Source organism: Burkholderia sp. BCC1208 (genome assembly GCF_902833095.1).
Lineage (GTDB): Bacteria > Pseudomonadota > Gammaproteobacteria > Burkholderiales > Burkholderiaceae > Burkholderia.
In genome coordinates this window covers 654,477-672,184 of sequence record NZ_CADFDY010000001.1, presented here as the reverse complement: position 1 = coordinate 672,184, position 17,708 = coordinate 654,477, and the positions used below count along the sequence as shown (strand labels likewise).

The 17,708-nt window shown below is 65.2% G+C and carries 15 protein-coding genes and 1 tRNA gene; 12 read left to right on the top strand and 4 right to left on the bottom strand.

Going from position 1 to position 17,708, the window contains the following annotated elements; translation table 11 throughout:
* Positions 1-2 precede the first annotated feature (2 nt).
* A complete protein-coding gene (locus tag HWX09_RS03010; RefSeq protein ID WP_027784081.1) occupies positions 3-527 on the bottom strand; it encodes a YhbY family RNA-binding protein in 525 nt (174 codons plus the stop codon).
* Between the two features lie 193 nt (positions 528-720).
* Here HWX09_RS03010 and HWX09_RS03005 point away from each other — a divergent pair, with 193 nt between their 5' ends.
* The 11 genes from HWX09_RS03005 (at position 721) to phoR (ending at position 12,952) form a co-directional block, all read left to right on the top strand.
* Complete coding sequence (locus HWX09_RS03005; RefSeq protein WP_027784082.1) at positions 721-1,383, top strand: RlmE family RNA methyltransferase; 663 nt, start codon at positions 721-723, stop codon at positions 1,381-1,383.
* A gap of 166 nt (positions 1,384-1,549) precedes the next feature.
* Entirely contained in the window at positions 1,550-3,445 is a 1,896-nt protein-coding gene (ftsH, locus tag HWX09_RS03000; RefSeq protein WP_027784083.1) for an ATP-dependent zinc metalloprotease FtsH, read from the top strand.
* Positions 3,446-3,473: 28 nt separating this feature from the next.
* Positions 3,474-4,415: a dihydropteroate synthase gene (gene folP / locus HWX09_RS02995; RefSeq protein ID WP_027784084.1), complete on the top strand. Its 942-nt coding sequence runs from the start codon at positions 3,474-3,476 to the stop codon at positions 4,413-4,415.
* 32 nt (positions 4,416-4,447) lie between these two features.
* Complete coding sequence (glmM, locus tag HWX09_RS02990; RefSeq protein ID WP_027784085.1) at positions 4,448-5,803, top strand: phosphoglucosamine mutase; 1,356 nt, start codon at positions 4,448-4,450, stop codon at positions 5,801-5,803.
* A gap of 446 nt (positions 5,804-6,249) precedes the next feature.
* On the top strand, positions 6,250-7,284 hold the full coding sequence (gene pstS, locus HWX09_RS02985; RefSeq protein WP_006490565.1) for a phosphate ABC transporter substrate-binding protein PstS: 1,035 nt from the start codon (positions 6,250-6,252) through the stop codon (positions 7,282-7,284).
* Between the two features lie 94 nt (positions 7,285-7,378).
* Entirely contained in the window at positions 7,379-8,365 is a 987-nt protein-coding gene (gene pstC / locus HWX09_RS02980) for a phosphate ABC transporter permease PstC (RefSeq protein ID WP_027784086.1), read from the top strand.
* The gene (pstA, locus tag HWX09_RS02975; protein ID WP_027784087.1) at positions 8,362-9,255 is read left to right on the top strand and encodes a phosphate ABC transporter permease PstA; all 894 of its coding nucleotides are present in this window, start codon (positions 8,362-8,364) and stop codon (positions 9,253-9,255) included. The genes pstC and pstA overlap by 4 nt, the downstream gene beginning before the upstream one ends.
* 15 nt (positions 9,256-9,270) lie before the next feature.
* Positions 9,271-10,119 carry a phosphate ABC transporter ATP-binding protein PstB gene (pstB, locus tag HWX09_RS02970; protein WP_027784088.1) on the top strand — a complete coding sequence of 283 codons (849 nt, stop codon included), beginning with the start codon at positions 9,271-9,273 and terminating at the stop codon, positions 10,117-10,119.
* A gap of 18 nt (positions 10,120-10,137) precedes the next feature.
* Positions 10,138-10,842 (top strand): phosphate signaling complex protein PhoU, encoded by a 705-nt coding sequence (phoU, locus tag HWX09_RS02965; RefSeq protein ID WP_027784089.1) that lies wholly within the window; start codon positions 10,138-10,140, stop codon positions 10,840-10,842.
* Between the two features lie 31 nt (positions 10,843-10,873).
* Positions 10,874-11,575 carry a phosphate regulon transcriptional regulator PhoB gene (gene phoB, locus HWX09_RS02960; protein WP_006750313.1) on the top strand — a complete coding sequence of 234 codons (702 nt, stop codon included), beginning with the start codon at positions 10,874-10,876 and terminating at the stop codon, positions 11,573-11,575.
* A gap of 57 nt (positions 11,576-11,632) precedes the next feature.
* Positions 11,633-12,952, top strand: a complete 1,320-nt coding sequence (gene phoR, locus HWX09_RS02955) for a phosphate regulon sensor histidine kinase PhoR (protein WP_027784090.1) — start codon at positions 11,633-11,635, stop codon at positions 12,950-12,952.
* Between the two features lie 89 nt (positions 12,953-13,041).
* Here the strand turns inward: phoR and ppk1 are convergent, their stop codons facing one another.
* Positions 13,042-15,105 carry a polyphosphate kinase 1 gene (gene ppk1, locus HWX09_RS02950; protein ID WP_027784091.1) on the bottom strand — a complete coding sequence of 688 codons (2,064 nt, stop codon included), beginning with the start codon at positions 15,103-15,105 and terminating at the stop codon, positions 13,042-13,044.
* A 279-nt stretch (positions 15,106-15,384) separates the two neighbouring features.
* Here ppk1 and ppx point away from each other — a divergent pair, with 279 nt between their 5' ends.
* Positions 15,385-16,899 (top strand): exopolyphosphatase, encoded by a 1,515-nt coding sequence (ppx, locus tag HWX09_RS02945; protein WP_027784092.1) that lies wholly within the window; start codon positions 15,385-15,387, stop codon positions 16,897-16,899.
* Between the two features lie 98 nt (positions 16,900-16,997).
* Here ppx and HWX09_RS02940 read toward each other — a convergent pair whose 3' ends face one another.
* Together HWX09_RS02940 and HWX09_RS02935 are read right to left on the bottom strand one after the other, a co-directional pair.
* Complete coding sequence (locus tag HWX09_RS02940; RefSeq protein WP_027784093.1) at positions 16,998-17,432, bottom strand: hypothetical protein; 435 nt, start codon at positions 17,430-17,432, stop codon at positions 16,998-17,000.
* Between the two features lie 190 nt (positions 17,433-17,622).
* A tRNA-Pro gene (locus HWX09_RS02935) sits at positions 17,623-17,699 on the bottom strand.
* Positions 17,700-17,708 lie beyond the last annotated feature (9 nt).

Here is a 17,708-nt window from a genome sequence, read left to right as displayed (position 1 = left end):
TTTTACTTGTCCTGGAACGGCCGCTTGGTGCTGGCCTGGCGCTTTTTCGCACGCTTCACGGTACCGCCCGCGGTCACGCGTTCGTTGCCGCGCACGACGACCTTCGTCGGCTTCGGGCGGCGCACGGGGCTCGCGTTCGGCGACACCTTGACGACCTTGACGGTGCGCGGTGCACGGCCCTTGCGGTCGTCGACGACTTCGGCCGCGCTCGGCAGCGCACCGGCACGACGGCCGCGGGTCGGGGCAACCGCGGCCTCGGGCTTCCAGATCACCAGCAGCTTGCCGATGTGCTGGATCGGCGCCGCGCTCAGGCGGTCGCAGATCTCGTCGTAGATGGCGACGCGTGCGTCGCGTTCGTCGCCGAACACGCGGATCTTGATCAACTGATGCGCGTCGAGGTGCACCTTGATTTCCTTCAGCACGGCGTCGGTCAGCCCTTCGGCACCGATCAGCACGACGGGCTTGAGCGCATGGGCCTGGGAGCGCAGCGCGGAGCGCTCGGCGGGAGAAAGCGAAAGGGCGGGCATGGAAATGTCTAAATCTTAATAAGGGCGCGCTGCCTGAAAAGCGATCGCGGAAAGTTACCGCGTCAGACGTGCGCCGAAACCACGTAAAATCGCGGCTTGGGCCTGAAAAGGGGCCGCAGCCGCGCGAAGAAGACGCGTATTATCCGCTAAAAGCGCGGCTTCACGAAGCAAATAGCAGCAATCTCTCTCTCGAATGGCAAAAAACCGCTTCAACCAGAACTGGCTGCACGACCACATCAACGACCCGTACGTCAAAATGGCGCAGCGGGAGGGCTATCGCGCGCGTGCCGCGTACAAGCTGAAGGAAATCGACGAGCAGGACAAGCTGATCCGTCCGGGCCAGGTGATCGTCGATCTCGGCGCCACGCCGGGCAGCTGGAGCCAGTATGCCCGCAACAAGCTCGCGCAGGGCAAGAAGCGCGACGCGGAGCGCGAGGGCGGCATCGACGGCACGATCGTTGCGCTCGACCTCCTGCCGATGGAGCCGATCGCCGACGTCCACTTCCTGCAGGGCGATTTCCGCGAGGACGACATCCTCCGCCAGCTCGAAGAAGTGCTCGAAGGCCGCGCGGTGGACCTTGTTATTTCGGACATGGCCCCCAACCTCTCTGGCGTGGCCTCGGCGGACGCGGCGCGCATCGAGCATCTCTGCGATCTGGCGCTCGAATTCGCGCAGAATCATCTGAAGCCGGATGGTGCGCTGCTCGTGAAGTGCTTTCACGGCAGCGGCTACAGCCAGATCGTCGAGAAATTCAAACAGCAGTTTAAGGTTGTCGCGCCGCGCAAGCCCAAGGCATCCCGCGACAAATCGTCCGAAACGTTCATTTTGGGTCGGCAGCTGAAGCATCCGCGCTGATGCGCAGCGCGGAGCCGCAAACGGGCTCCGGCCCTTGCCAGACAAGCGACGCGCTATCGCGGCGGTTGTCAATGCTTATGGCGAGGGTGGTCGGACTGGATTAGAATGACCGAGGGGCGCCGCAAGGAAAATGTAGGCGCTCGTCTACGAGTGAAGGAGTGGTGCTTTGAACAACAATATGTTTTCGAAGGCAGCGGTGTGGCTGGTGATCGCACTGGTGCTGTTTACGGTGTTCAAGCAGTTCGACAAGCCCCGCGTTCAGGAAGGCGTGTCCTATTCGCAGTTCATGGACGACGCCAAGAGCGGCAAGGTCAAGAACGTCATCGTTCAGGGGCGCAACCTCACCGTCACTCCGGCTGATGGCCAGAAATACCAGATCGTGTCGCCCGGCGACATCTGGATGGTCGGCGATCTGATGAAGTACGGCGTGCAGGTCAGCGGCAAGGCCGACGACGAGCCGAACGCGCTGATGTCCGCGCTGTACTATCTCGGGCCGACGATCCTGATCATCGTGTTCTGGTTCTACATGATGAGGCAGATGCAGGGGGGCGGCAAAGGCGGCGCATTCTCGTTCGGGAAATCGCGTGCGCGGCTGATCGACGAGAACAACAACGCGGTGAACTTCTCCGACGTCGCGGGCTGCGACGAAGCGAAGGAAGAAGTGTCCGAGCTCGTCGACTTCCTGCGCGATCCGCAGAAATTCCAGAAACTGGGCGGCCGCATTCCGCGCGGCGTGCTGTTGGTCGGCCCTCCGGGTACCGGCAAGACGCTGCTCGCCCGCGCGATCGCGGGTGAAGCGAAGGTGCCGTTCTTCAGCATCTCGGGTTCGGACTTCGTCGAAATGTTCGTCGGCGTCGGCGCGGCCCGTGTGCGCGACATGTTCGAGCAGGCGAAGAAGCACGCGCCGTGCATCGTGTTCATCGACGAAATCGACGCGGTCGGCCGTCATCGCGGCGCCGGCATGGGCGGCGGCAACGACGAGCGCGAACAGACGCTGAACCAGATGCTCGTCGAGATGGATGGCTTCGAGGCGAACTCGGGCGTGATCGTGATCGCCGCGACCAACCGTTCCGACGTGCTCGACAAGGCGCTGCTGCGTCCGGGCCGTTTCGACCGCCAGGTTTATGTCGGCCTGCCGGACATCCGCGGTCGCGAGCAGATCATGCGCGTGCACCTGCGCAAGGTGCCGATCGCGAACGACGTCGACGCGGCAGTCATCGCACGCGGCACGCCGGGCTTCTCGGGCGCCGATCTTGCGAACCTCGTGAACGAGGCGGCGCTGTTCGCCGCACGTCGCGGCAAGCGCATCGTCGAGATGCAGGATTTCGAGGATGCGAAGGACAAGATCTTCATGGGTCCGGAGCGCAAGTCGGCCGTGATCCGCGAGGAAGCGAAGCGTGCGACCGCCTACCACGAGTCGGGCCACGCGGTGGTCGCGAAGCTGCTGCCGAAGGCCGACCCGGTGCACAAGGTCACGATCATCCCGCGCGGTCGCGCACTGGGCGTCACCTGGCAGTTGCCGGAGCATGACAACGAGACGTATTCGAAGGATTACCTGCTGGACCGCCTCGCGATCCTGTTCGGTGGCCGGGTGGCCGAAGAGCTGTTCATGAATCTGGTCAGCACCGGCGCATCGGACGACTTCAACAAGGCCACGCAGACGGCGCGTGCGATGGTTGCCCGTTTCGGCATGACCGACGCACTCGGGCCGATGGTCTACGTCGACGACGAGAACGATGCGTCGCCGTTCGGCCGCGGCTTCACGCGCACGATCTCGGAAGCGACGCAGCAGAAGGTCGACTCGGAAATCCGCCGGGTGCTGGACGATCAGTACAACCTCGCGCGCCGCCTGCTCGAAGATAACCGCGACAAGGTCGAGGCGATGACGGCCGCGCTGATGGAGTGGGAGACGATCGACGCCGATCAGATCAACGACATCATGGAAGGCCGTCCGCCGCGCTCGCCGAAGAGCTCGCCGGCTGTCGGCGGCGATTCGTCGGGCGGCGGCAGCGCCGAGGTCAAGCCCGGCAGCGCGCCGGCGCCGGCTACGCCGGCGGCATAACCTCCGCTTTAGCGCCGTTCACGGGCTGGTGTGGCTTCACACCGGCCCGTTTTGCATTCATCCACGTCCGTTGCTCGTGTCCGATTCCGCAGTGTCCCCGTTCATTCCCGCGCCGCTCCGGTGCGGCCGCTTCGAACTGACGTTCGAACGCCCGCTCGTGATGGGCATCCTCAACGCTACGCCCGATTCGTTTTCCGACGGCGGCCGCTTCCTCGCGCGCGACGATGCGCTGCGCCAGGCCGAGCGGATGATTGCCGACGGTGCGGACCTGCTCGACATCGGCGGCGAATCGACGCGCCCCGGCGCGCCGCCCGTGCCGCTCGACGAGGAGCTCGCGCGCGTGATCCCGCTTGTCGAGGCGCTGCGGCCGCTGAACGTGCCGCTGTCGATCGATACCTACAAGCCGGCCGTGATGCGCGCGGCGCTGGCCGCCGGCGCGGACCTGATCAACGACATCTGGGGGTTCCGCCAGCCGGGCGCGATCGATGCGGTGCGCGACGGCAATAGCGGCTTGTGCGCGATGCACATGCTCGGCGAGCCGCAGACGATGCAGGTCGGCGAGCCCGACTACGGCGACGTCGTGACCGACGTGCGCGATTTTCTCGCGGCCCGCGCCCAGGCGCTGCGCGACGCGGGGGTGGCGGCGGAGCGCATCTGCGTCGATCCCGGCTTCGGGTTCGGCAAGGCGGTCGTCGACGACAACTATGCGCTGCTGGCCGCGTTGCCGGACACGGCGCCCGCGCGACCCGACGGGCACGCTTATCCGATTCTCGCGGGCATGTCGCGCAAGTCGATGCTCGGCGCGGTGATCGGCGGCAAGCCGCCGATGGAGCGTGTCGCGGCGAGCGTGGCGGCCGCGGTGTGCGCGGTTACGCGCGGCGCCGCGATCGTGCGCGTGCACGACGTCGCGGCGACGGTCGATGCGCTGAAAGTATGGAATGCCGTGCGCGCAGCCGCGCGGCAACGATAAGCAAGTCAGAAAGACGAAGGAGGAAGAATTCCATGGGACGTCGATATTTCGGCACGGACGGCATTCGCGGCACGGTGGGCGACGCGCCCATCACACCGGATTTCGTATTGCGTCTCGGCTATGCGGCCGGCAAGGTACTGGCCGGCTCGGCCGACGTCACGGCAGGCTCGCGTCCGACCGTGCTGATCGGCAAGGACACACGCGTATCGGGCTACATGCTCGAAGCCGCGCTCGAGGCCGGATTCTCGGCGGCCGGCGTCGACGTGATGCTGGCCGGCCCGATGCCGACGCCCGGCGTCGCGTATCTGACGCGTGCGCTGCGTCTGTCGGCCGGTGTCGTGATCAGCGCGTCGCACAATCCGTATCACGACAACGGGATCAAGTTTTTCTCGGCTGACGGCAACAAGCTGCCCGACGATACCGAGGCCGCGATCGAAGCGTGGCTCGACAAGCCGCTCGAATGCGCGCCGTCGGACGGGCTCGGCAAGGCGCGCCGCCTCGACGACGCAGGCGGCCGCTACATCGAGTTCTGCAAGAGCACGTTCCCGGCCGCGTTCGACCTGCGCGGGCTGAAGCTCGTGATCGATTGCGCGCACGGCGCCGCGTACCAGGTTGCGCCGCACGTGTTCCACGAACTCGGCGCGGACGTCATTCCCATCGGCGTCGCGCCGAACGGCTTCAACATCAACGACGGTGTCGGCGCGACCGCGCCGGACGCGCTGGTGCGTGCGGTGCGGGCGAACCACGCCGATCTCGGCATCGCGCTCGACGGCGACGCCGATCGCCTGCAGGTCGTGGACGCGACCGGCCGCCTGTACAACGGCGACGAGTTGCTGTACGTGCTCGTGAAGGACCGGATCGCGACCGACGGCAAGGTTGACGGCGCGGTCGGCACGCTGATGACGAACCTCGCCGTCGAAGTCGCGCTGCAGCGCGAGGGCGTGAAATTCGTGCGTGCGGCGGTCGGCGATCGCTACGTGCTCGAGCAGTTGCGCGAGCATGGCTGGCAGCTCGGCGCGGAAGGGTCGGGGCATATCCTGTCGCTCGACCGTCACTCGACCGGCGACGGCATCGTGTCGGCGCTGCTCGTGCTGGCCGCGCTCAAGCGCAGCGGCCGCACCCTCGCGCAAATGCTCGACGGCGTCACGCTGTTCCCGCAGAAACTGATCAACGTGCGGATGAAGCCGGGCGCCGACTGGAAGGGCAGCACGTCGATTCGCGCCGCGATCGATGCAGCCGAAGCCGAGCTCGCCGGCAGCGGCCGCGTGCTGATCCGCGCATCGGGCACGGAGCCCGTGCTGCGCGTGATGGTCGAAGCGCAGCAGGCAGCCGATGCGGTGCGCCATGCGGAGACGATCGCCGACGCGGTGCGCGCGGCGACAGCCTGATCTAGGCAAGGTGGCGCGCGGCGGTCCGAGCGGCCGCGCGCCGGCTCCCTGGCGAATGTGCGTGCGGCGCCCTCGGGCGCCGTCGTTTTGTCAGACGCAAAGGTTTGCCTACCTAATATAAGCGACGTTCGACAAACGCACTGTTCCGCTCGAATCGAGCATCCGACCCCGAAATCATGCTCGCCGCCGCACCGGGCTTCCCGGCCGGCTGACGCTGCGCTACGATGCACCCAGCACGCCCTTGGAAAAGGGCGTTCATCCCTTCCCCTCCGAGCCCGGCAATTCTTGCCGCCGGCGCCGTTCCCGCGCCCCGACGCACCGCCCGATACTCCCTTTCAACCAGTCATGTTACTGTCACGCCAGTTTCATCGATTGTCACATTACCGTCATGAGCAGCCCCTAACCTTCGCGGTGCCGTAGTCATCCGCTCACACACTGGAGGTCTCATGAAATTGATGCAAACCGCGATTGCCGGCCTGGCTGGCGCGCTTTTCGCCGTCGCCGCCCACGCTGCCGACATCACGGGCGCAGGTAGCACGTTCGCGATGCCGATCTATACGAAATGGGCTGCCGACTATCAGCAGTCCGGCGGTTCGAAGGTCAACTACCAGGGCATCGGCTCGTCGGGCGGCCTGAAGCAGATCGTCGCGAAGACGGTCGATTTTGCCGGTTCGGACGCGCCGCTGAAGGATGAAGAGCTCGCGAAGGAAGGCCTGTTCCAGTTCCCGACGGTGGTCGGCGGCGTGGTGCCGGTCGTCAACGTGCCGGGCGTGAAGGCCGGCGAACTGACGCTGTCGGGCCCGGTGCTCGGCGACATCTACCTCGGCAAGATCAAGAAGTGGAACGACCCGGCGATCGCCGCGCTGAACCCGAAGGTCAAGCTGCCGGATACGGACATCGCCGTGGTCCGCCGCGCTGACGGTTCGGGCACGAGCTTCATCTGGACGAACTACCTGTCGAAGGTCAACGACGAGTGGAAGTCGAAGATCGGCGAAGGCACGACGGTCAACTGGCCGACGGGCACGGGCGGCAAGGGCAACGACGGCGTCGCGGCCTTCGTGCAGCGCCTGCCGGGCGCGATCGGCTACGTCGAGTGGGCGTACGCGAAGAAGAACAACATGACCTACACTGCGCTGAAGAATTCGACGGGCACGGTGGTCGAGCCGAAGACGGAAACGTTCAAGGCAGCAGCAGCAGGCGCGAACTGGTCGAAGTCGTTCTACCAGATCCTGACGAACCAGCCGGGCAAGGAAGCGTGGCCGGTCGTCGGCGCGACGTTCGTGCTGCTGCACGCGAAGCAGGACAAGCCGGAGCAGGGCGCGGAAACGCTGAAGTTCTTCAGCTGGGCGTTCAAGAACGGCGAGAAGGCTGCCGACAGCCTCGACTACATCTCGCTGCCGGCGACGGTCGAGACGGAAATCCGCAAGCAGTGGAAGACGAAGGTGACGGACGCTTCGGGCAAGCCGGTCGCCGCCGAGTAAGCCATCCAGCGGTTCGCTGCCCGGCCGTGCCGGTCGGGCAGTGTGTGCGGTAAAGCCGGGCGTTACGGCGCCCGGCAATCAAAAGCAGGCACCCATGTCTGATATTTCGTACACGTCCTCCCGATCGCCCGACAGTGCGCAGCAGCGCGCGCCGAGCCGTCTCGGGGATGTCCTGTTCGGCGGCCTTGCACGGCTCGCCGCGATCGTGACCCTGCTGCTGCTGGGCGGGATCATCGTTTCCCTGATCATTGCGTCGCTGCCGACCATCCAGAAGTTCGGCCTCGGCTTCCTGTGGCAATCCGAGTGGGATCCGAACTCGGACATCTACGGCGCGCTCGTGCCGATCTACGGCACGATCGTGACGTCGCTCATCGCGCTCGTCATCGCGGTGCCGGTCAGTTTCGGCATCGCGCTGTTCCTCACCGAGCTCGCGCCCGTGTGGCTGCGTCGTCCGCTCGGCATCGCGATCGAGCTGCTCGCCGCGATTCCGTCGATCGTGTACGGCATGTGGGGGCTGCTCGTGTTCGCGCCGATCTTCGCCGAATACTTCCAGAAACCGCTCGGCCGCCTGCTCAAGGACGTGTGGGTGCTCGGCCCGCTGACGGCCGGCGCGCCGATCGGCATCGGCATCCTCGCGGCCGGCGTGATCCTCGCGATCATGATCATCCCGTACATCGCGTCGGTGATGCGCGACGTGTTCGAGGTCACGCCGGTGCTGCTGAAGGAATCGGCATACGGAATCGGCTGCACGACCTGGGAAGTGATGTCGAAGGTCGTGCTGCCCTACACGAAGACCGGCGTGATCGGCGGCGTGATGCTCGGCCTCGGCCGCGCACTCGGAGAAACGATGGCCGTGACCTTCGTGATCGGCAACACCAACCTGCTCGACAGCGTGTCGCTGTTCGCGCCGGGCAACAGCATCACGTCGGCGCTCGCGAACGAATTCGCGGAAGCGCAGCCGGGTCTGCATACGTCCGCGCTGATGGAACTCGGTCTGATCCTGTTCGTGATCACGTTCATCGTGCTGTCCATCTCCAAACTGCTGCTGCTTCGTCTCGAGAAGGGAGAGGGCAAGAAATGAGCGAGCCCATCATGAATTTCCCGGGGCCGTCCGGCGCCGCGCTCGACGCGATGCGCAACCGCCTGCAGCGCAAGCGCAAGGCCGTCAACGCGATCGCGCTCACCGCGTCGCTCGGCGCGATGGCCTTCGGCCTGCTGTGGCTCGTGTGGATTCTCTACACGACGGTGCACCTCGGCATCGGCGGCCTGTCGCTGCAACTGTTCACCGAATCGACGCCGGCGCCGAACACGGAAGGCGGCGGTCTCGCGAACGCGATCGTCGGCAGCCTGTTGTTGTGCGGCTTCGGCACGCTGGTCGGTACGCCGATCGGCATCCTCGCGGGCGTCTATCTCGCCGAATACGGCCAGAAGAACCTGCTCGCGAGCACGATCCGCTTCATCAACGACATCCTGCTGTCGGCGCCGTCGATCGTCATCGGCCTGTTCGTGTACGCGATCGTCGTCGCGAAGTCGGGGCGCTTCTCGGGTTGGGCCGGCGTGATCGCACTCGCGCTGCTGCAGATCCCGATCGTGATCCGCACGACCGAGAACATGCTGAAGCTCGTGCCGAATGCGCTGCGCGAAGCGGCTGTCGCGCTCGGCACGCCGAAGTGGCGCATGGTGCTGAAGATCACGCTGCGCGCGTCGGTCGGCGGGATCGTGACGGGCGTGCTGCTCGCGATCGCGCGGATCGCTGGCGAAACGGCGCCGCTGCTGTTCACCGCGCTGTCGAACCAGTTCTTCTCGTGGGACATGAGCCAGCCGATGGCGAACCTGCCGGTCACGATCTACAAGTTCGCGATGAGCCCGTTCGCGGAATGGCAATCGCTCGCATGGGCGGGCGTGTTCCTGATTACGCTCGGGGTGCTCGGACTGAACGTCCTGGCGCGCTCGGTCTTCTCGAAAAAGTAACGGCGGAGCAATCCGATGAATATGGCAGAAAGCCACCTGAATCCCGTCGAGCGCACCGTTGCGCCCGCCGGCACGCAAGATGCGGCGAATGGCCGTCCGCTCGCGCCGCTGAACGCGAAGATCGAGGTCAACAACCTCAACTTCTTCTACAACAAGTTCCACGCGCTGAAGAACATCAACCTGCGCATTCCCGAAGGGAAGGTGACGGCGTTCATCGGCCCGTCGGGCTGCGGCAAGTCGACGCTCTTGCGCACGTTCAACAAGATGTTCGCGCTCTATCCGGAGCAGCGCGCCGAAGGCGAAATCCTGATGGACGGCGAGAACCTGCTGACGACGAAGCGCGACATCTCGCTGCTGCGCGCGCGGATCGGCATGGTGTTCCAGAAGCCGACCCCGTTCCCGATGTCGATCTACGACAACATCGCGTTCGGCGTGAAGATGTTCGAAAAGCTCACGCGTTCGGAAATGGACGACCGCGTCGAATGGGCGCTCACGAAGGCCGCGCTGTGGAACGAAGTGAAGGACAAGCTGGGCCAGAGCGGCTACGGGCTGTCGGGCGGCCAGCAGCAGCGTCTGTGCATCGCGCGCGGTATCGCGATCCGTCCGGAAGTGCTGCTGCTCGACGAACCGTGCTCGGCGCTCGACCCGATCTCGACGGGCCGCATCGAGGAGCTGATCGCGGAGCTGAAGAGCGACTACACGGTCGTGATCGTCACGCACAACATGCAGCAGGCCGCACGCTGCTCGGATTACACGGCCTACATGTACCTGGGCGAGCTGATCGAGTTCGGCGAGACCGAAAAGATCTTCATCAAGCCGGTGCGCAAGGAAACGGAAGACTACATCACCGGCCGCTTCGGTTGATGACGGAGAACAACAATCATGTCGGATAAACATCTGTCGAGCCAGTTCGATGCGGACCTGAATGCCGTGTCGTCGAAAGTGCTGGAAATGGGCGGACTCGTGGAGTCGCAGATCGTCGGCGCGATGCACGCGCTGAACGAATTCGATCGCGATGCGGCCGAGAAGGTGATCACGGCCGAGGAAACGCTGAACGCGATGGAAGTGGACATCGACCAGGAGTGCGGCAACATCATCGCGCGGAGGCAGCCTGCCGCGCGCGACCTGCGCCTTTTGATGTCGATTTCGAAAACGATTACGAACCTCGAGCGCGCCGGCGACGAGGCCGAGAAGATCGCGAAGCGCGTGCGCCGCCTGGTCGACGAGCCGGCCGCGCGTGCGGTCAACATCGCCGAGATCAAGGTGTCGGGCGAGATGGCCGTGTCGATCCTGCGCCGCGCGCTCGATGCGTTCGCGCGTCTCGATACGGTGGCCGCCGCGCAGATCGTCAAGGACGACAAGGAAATCGACATGGAATTCCGCGCGTTCGTGCGCAAGCTCGTGTCGTACATGCAGGAAGATCCGCGCACGATCTCGGTCGGCCTCGACTACCTGTTCATCGCGAAGGCGATCGAACGGATCGGCGACCACGCGAAGAACATCGCCGAATTCATCATCTACATCGTGAAGGGCACCGACGTGCGGCACCAGCCGCGCGACACGCTCGATCGCGAAGCCAACAGTTAATCGACTCCGTATAGGAAGAACAGAGGTGCCGATGCCCAGCAACATTCTCGTCGTTGAAGATGAGCCCGCGATTTCCGAACTGATCTCGGTGAATCTCCAGCACGCCGGTCACTGCCCGATTCGTGCGTACAACGCCGAACAGGCGCAGAACCTGATCAGCGATGTGCTGCCCGATCTCGTGCTGCTCGACTGGATGCTGCCGGGCAAGTCCGGTATCGCGTTCGCGCGCGACCTGCGCAACAACGAACGGACCAAACACATCCCGATCATCATGCTCACCGCCCGCGGCGACGAGCAGGACAAGGTGCTCGGCCTCGAGATCGGCGCGGACGACTACGTGACGAAGCCGTTCTCGCCGAAGGAATTGATGGCGCGCATCAAGGCCGTGCTGCGCCGCCGCGCGCCGCAGCTGACCGAGGACGTCGTGTCGATCAACGGGCTGCGCCTCGACCCGGCCACGCATCGCGTCGCCGCGCACGGGGACGGCAGCGAGATCAAGCTCGATCTCGGCCCGACCGAGTTCCGCCTGCTGCATTTCTTCATGACGCATCCGGAGCGCGTGCACAGCCGCACGCAGCTGCTCGACCAGGTGTGGGGCGACCACGTGTTCGTCGAGGAGCGCACCGTCGACGTGCACATCAAACGATTGCGCGCGGCCTTGAAACCGGCCGGCTGCGATGCGATGATCGAAACCGTGCGCGGCAGCGGCTACCGCCTCGCCAAGCACGCGTAACGTATTCGGGCATGCCGTGTGCCGCGGCGTGCCGTTCATTCTTTCGGACGCTGAATCATGAACATCATCTGGGCGCGCTTTCTGGTGTCGCTCGTGCTGCTCGTGCTGATCGGCGTATTGGTCGGCGTCTTCGCCGGCCCGACCGCGGGCCTCGTGTTCGTGGTCGTGATGCTGGTCGCGCAGGGCTTTTTCAGCACCTTCCATACGCAACGTCTGTGGCGCCTGCTCGATGCGCCGGTCTACGGCGAAGTGCCGAGCGCGCCGGGCATCTGGGGCGAGATCTACTATCGGCTGCACAAGCTCGCGAAGCAGTGGCATGCGCAGGTGCGCCAGGTCGAACAGCAGCACTCGCGCTTCATCCAGGCGATCCAGGCATCGCCGAACGGCGTCGCGATGCTCGACGACCACGACCAGATCGAGTGGTGCAACGCGATCGCCGAAGTCCATTTCGGCCTCGATGCGAAGCGCGACCTGCGCCAGCACATCACGAACCTGGTGCGCCATCCCGATTTCGTCCGCTACCTGAATGCGCAGCATTACGAGGAGACGCTGTTGATGCGCGGCATGGGGGACTCGCGGCAGAACGTGCTGGCCGTGCAGGTGTTTCCGTACGGCGAGAACCGCAAGCTGCTGCTCACCCAGGACATCACCGAGCTCGAGCGCACCGACGCGATGCGGCGCGACTTCGTCGCGAACGTGTCGCACGAGTTGAAGACGCCGCTCACCGTGCTGTCGGGCTTCCTCGAGACGATGCGCGAGCTGCCGCTGAACGAGGAGGATCGCGCGCGCTATCTCGACATGATGGAGCAGCAGGCGTCGCGGATGCGGCACATCGTGACCGATCTGCTGGTGCTCGCGAAGCTGGAAGGCGAGAGCAGGCCGCCGGTTGATCACGCGATCGACATGCGCGCGGTGTTCGATCATCTGAAGGAAGATGCGCAGACGCTGTCGAGCGGGCATCACGACATCGCGTTCTCGATCGACGAGACGCTCGGCGTCACGGGAGCGCAGACGGAGCTGTTCAGCGCGTTCGCGAATCTCGTCACGAACGCGATCCGCTATACGCCGGACGGCGGCAAGATCGTCGTGTCGTGGCGGCGCGAGGGCGCGCAGGGCGTGTTTTCCGTCACCGACAGCGGCTTCGGGATTCCGGCCGCGGACCTGCCGCGGCTCACCGAGCGCTTCTACCGCGTCGACCGCAGCCGTTCGCGCGATACGGGCGGCACGGGCCTCGGGCTTGCCATCGTCAAGCACGTGCTGCAGCGGCACGACGCGCATCTGTACGTGCAGAGCGAGGAAGGGCGCGGCAGTACGTTCACCGCGCGGTTCCCGGGCTCGCGCATCATCGTGATCCGGCCGGCCGCTTACGAAGCATGATCGCGTAGCGGTCCGGCGTTAAAAAAGCAGCCCGCGGGCTGCTTTTTTTTGGCGAAGCGGCGGCGCTCGACCTGCATCGCGCCGACCGCTCAGGTGCAGAACTTCGCGAGCAGCCCGAGCTGCGCGTTGCGGATCGTCTTGCCGGTGCGGCGGCGGCGATAGTGGCCGTCGCTGTGCATCTGCCATGCCGACTGGTTGTCGCCGAGGCACACCGACAGCCCTTCGGCGATCACGCGCCGCTTGAGCTTGCGCTCTCGGACCGGGAACGCGACTTCGACGCGCCGGAACAGGTTGCGGTCCATCCAGTCGGCGCTCGACAGATAGACTTCCTCGGCGCCGCCCGCGTGGAAATAGTAGATGCGGTGGTGTTCGAGGAAGCGGCCGACGATCGAGCGCACCGTGATGTTTTCCGACAGCCCCGGCACGCCGGGCTTCAGCGCGCACACGCCGCGCACGATCAGGTCGACCTTGACGCCGGCCTGCGACGCTTCGTACAGCGCGGCGATCACCGACGGCTCCAGCAGCGCGTTCATTTTCGCGACGATGCGCGCGCGCTTGCCGGCCTGCGCATTGTCGATCTCCGCGCGGATCGAATCGATGATGCGCGGATGCAGCGTGAACGGCGACTGCCACAGCTCGTGCAGCGTCAGTTCGCCGCCGATCCCGGTCAGTTGCTGGAAGACGTGATGAACGTCCTCGCAGATCTTCTGGTCGGCCGTCATCAACCCGAAGTCGGTGTAGAGGCGCGCGGTGCGCGGATGGTAGTTGCCGGTACCGAGGTGCACGTAGCGGCGCAGCGTCGCCTTGCCGCCCTGCACGACGCGTCGCACGATCAGCATCATCTTCGCGTGGCACTTGTGGCCGACCACGCCGTACACGACATGCGCGCCGACGGCTTCGAGCTGCGACGCCCAGTTGATGTTGGTTTCCTCGTCGAAGCGCGCGAGCAGCTCGACGACGACGGTCACTTCCTTGCCGTTGCGCGCGGCTTCCATCAGCGCGTCCATCAGCGGCGAGACGGTGCCCGTGCGGTAGATCGTCTGCTTGATCGCGACGACGCTCGGGTCTTTCGCGGCCTGCTGCAGCAGTTCGAGCACGGGCTGGAAACTCTCGTACGGGTGATGCAGCAGGATGTCGCCGGCGTCGATCGCGTCGAACATCGTCGGCGCGTTGGTGATGGCGGCAGGGGTCGATGCGGTGAACGGCGCGAACTTCAGGTCGGGGCGGTCGACGAGATCGGGAATCTGCATCAGGCGCACGAGATTCACGGACCCGGCCACGCGATAGCAGTCCTTGTCGCCGAGTTCGCTTTCCTCGAGCAGGCGTCGCACGATGTGCAGCGGCGTGTCGGCCGACACTTCGAGGCGTACCGCGTTGCCGAGATGGCGCGCGGGCAGTTCGCCCTGCAGCGCGACACGCAGGTTCGTGATTTCGTCCTCGTCGACGAACAGCTCGCTGTTGCGCGTGATGCGGAACTGGTTGCAGCTCTTCACGACGAGTTGCGGGAAGAGTTCGCCGACGAAGCGCTGCATGAACGAGCTCAACAGCACGAAGCCGTGCTCGAAACCCGACAGCGCATGCGGCATGCGCACCACGCGCGGCAGCGCGCGCGGCGCCTGCACGATGCCCATCACGGCCTGGCGGCCGAACGCGTCGCGGCCTTCGAGCTCGACGACGAAGTTCAGGCTCTTGTTCAGCACGCGCGGGAACGGGTGGGCGGGATCGAGGCCGATCGGCGTCAGCACGGGCAGCAGTTCGTCGAGGAAGTAGTGGCGCGCCCATTCGAGCTGCTCGTCGTTCCACGAGTCGCTCGCGTGGAAGTAGATGCCTTCCTGTTCGAGCGCCGGCAGCACGGTTTCGTGCAGCATCGTGTACTGTCGATGAACGAGCCGCTGCGCGCGTTCGACGACGAGATCGTAAGCGTGCTGTAACGACATGCCGTCGGGCGTCAGCGCGCCGGGGTTGTCGCGGATTTGCTCCTGCAGGCCGGCCATCCGGACTTCGAAGAATTCGTCGAGATTGCTGCTGGTGATGCAGATGAAGCGCAGGCGCTCGAGCAACGGGACTTGCGGATCGGCCGCCTGGGCCAGCACGCGCTCGTTGAAACCGAGGATGCCGAGTTCACGATTGAGAAGCGGGTAACGGACGGACATCGGCAGAGTAGGGGATGATTCAGGCGATGATTCGAAAGGACGCTCGGAAACTCTCACGGTACGATGACGTGCTGATGACAGTAATGGTTTTATATCGGGAAATTCTACGCCGTAACCCTTTCGTCGCATAAATGTTTCGGCTATATGGAATCGAGCAGTATGCATGCCCGTGAAGCGTGGCAACGGCAAGCGTTCCACGCTTAAAATGTCGCCTTTGATTGATCCCGCGCGGTTGCCGGAACGGCTGCCGCGGAAGAACGCGCACGGAGCCCCCTTCTGATGGTTACAACTCCCCACTTGCTGGCTGCCGTGGATCTCGGCTCGAACAGCTTCCGGCTGATCGTCGGGCGCGTCGAGGAAACGCCGGCGGGCAGCCAGATCTATCCCGTCGATGCGCTGCGCGAGCCGGTTCGGCTGGCCGCGGGCCTGTCGAGCGACAAGATGCTCGATCGCGCGTCGCAGGAGCGTGGCTGGGAGGCGCTCAAGCGGTTCGGCGAGCGCCTGCGCGATTTCCATCCCGATCATGTGCGCGCGGTGGCGACCAACACGCTGCGCGTCGCGAAGAACGCCGCCGAGTTCCTCGGCGAGGCCGAGGCGGCGCTCGGATTCCCGATCGAAGTGATCGCGGGCCGCGAAGAGGCGCGCCTCATCTATGCGGGCGCCGCGCACTCGGTGCCGGCGAGCGCCGGCAAGCGGCTCGTCGTCGACATCGGCGGCGGCTCGACCGAATTCATCATCGGCTCGCACTACACGCCGATCGTGATGGAGAGCCTCTATATCGGCTGCGTGAGCCATAGCCGCACCTTCTTTCCGGCCGGCAACGTCGACGAATACACGATGCGGCAGGCCGAACTCGCGGCCAAGCGCGAGATCCAGATCATTTCGAGCGAATACAAGAAGGCCGGCTGGGACCAGGCGATCGGTTCGTCCGGCACCGCGCGCGCGCTCGCGGAGCTCGTCGAGGCGAACGGCTTCAACGATCCGGGCATCACCCACGGCATTTCGCGCGGCGGCCTCGAGCGGCTCAAGCGTGCGCTGATCAAGTCGGAGAACGTCAACCGGCTGAAGCTGGTCGCGCTGAAGCCCGACCGCGTGCCGGTGCTCGCGGGCGGCCTGGCGATCATGCTGGCGGTGTTCGAGGAACTCGGCGTCGACTACGTCGACACGACCGACGGCGCGCTGCGCCTCGGCGTGCTGTACGACCTGCTCGGCCGGACGCAGCACGAGGACATGCGTGCGGTGACCGTCGAGGGCTTCACGCGCCGCTACGGCGTCGATCGTGCGCAGGCCGAGCGGATCGGTGCGCTCGCGGGGCGTTTCTACGACGAACTCGAGGAAGACGACGAGGAAGCGCGCGAGGAAGGGCGAATGTTTCTCGGCTGGGCGGCCGCGTTGCACGAGATCGGCCTGTCGATCTCGCACAGCGCGTATCACAAGCATTCGGCCTATATCGCGAGCAACGCGGACATGCCGGGTTTTTCGCGTACCGACCAGGCGCGGCTCGCCGCGCTCGTGCTCGGCCATGCGGGCAAGCTCGGCAAACTGTCGCAGGCGCGCGAGGTCGAATGGCCGCTGCTGTTCTGCCTGCGGCTCGCGGCGCTGCTGTGCCGGCGCCGGACCGATGCGGGGCTGCCCGACATTTCCGTTTCGCGGATGAAGAAGGGCGGGTATGAGGTGCGTCTGCCGGGCGCATGGGTCGAGCAGAACCCGTTGACCGACTACAGTCTCAGCCAGGAGGCGGCGGAGTGGGAGAAGGTCGGTATCCCGTATCGCGTGGTGTATACCGGCGCGTGACAGGTCGATAGCGGGCCCGCAAGACGCTCGGGGCGCCGGTTGGAGGCGATACGCGGCGGCGCGCCGTCAGGCGCGGCCGCACTCGTGTGGCGGTCCGCTCAGTCCGACGAGCAGACGATCGCCGTCAGGAACGGGAACGCCTGCTTGACGGTTGCGTCGCTGCCGGCCTTGCGCACCGCTTCCTCGACCGAACTCTTCGTGCCGCGCACGACGACCCCGTAGGCCCAGTCGCCGATCGGCGTGCCGTCGCCCGGCCGGAAGATCGGGTCGTTCGCCTGGTAGCCGAGCACGACGTAGACGCCGAAGCCGTAGGCCGTCAGCGGGCGGTTCGTGCGGAATGCATTGACCGAGTTCGATTCGACGTGCATCGGCTCCGACTGGATGTCGCCGGAGGCGAGCAGCGGCGCGACGAACTTGTGGCCGGTCGAATGGCAGTCGAGCGCGTCGTCGAGCGCTTTCGCCGACGCGGTGCCGGCGGTGGCAAGCACGAGTAGCGACGCGCAGAGGATTGGCTTGAGAACGTTGTTTTTCATGCGCGGTTTGCGGGTTGTTCACACGTATTATCGCGTGTTCCAGCAAGTTCCGTGCGCGGGCTTGGCAGTTGAACCGTGTCCGGGCCGCATCGTCGCGAGCCCCGAAAATGGACGGCCGATTCAAGGACCGTAAAAAGTGCCCGTAAACGGAAAAGGGGCTACGGTATTCAACCGTAACCCCTTGATTCCTTGGTCGGAGCGATAGGATTCGAACCTACGACCCTCTGATCCCAAATCAGATGCGCTACCAGGCTGCGCTACGCTCCGACGAGCCAA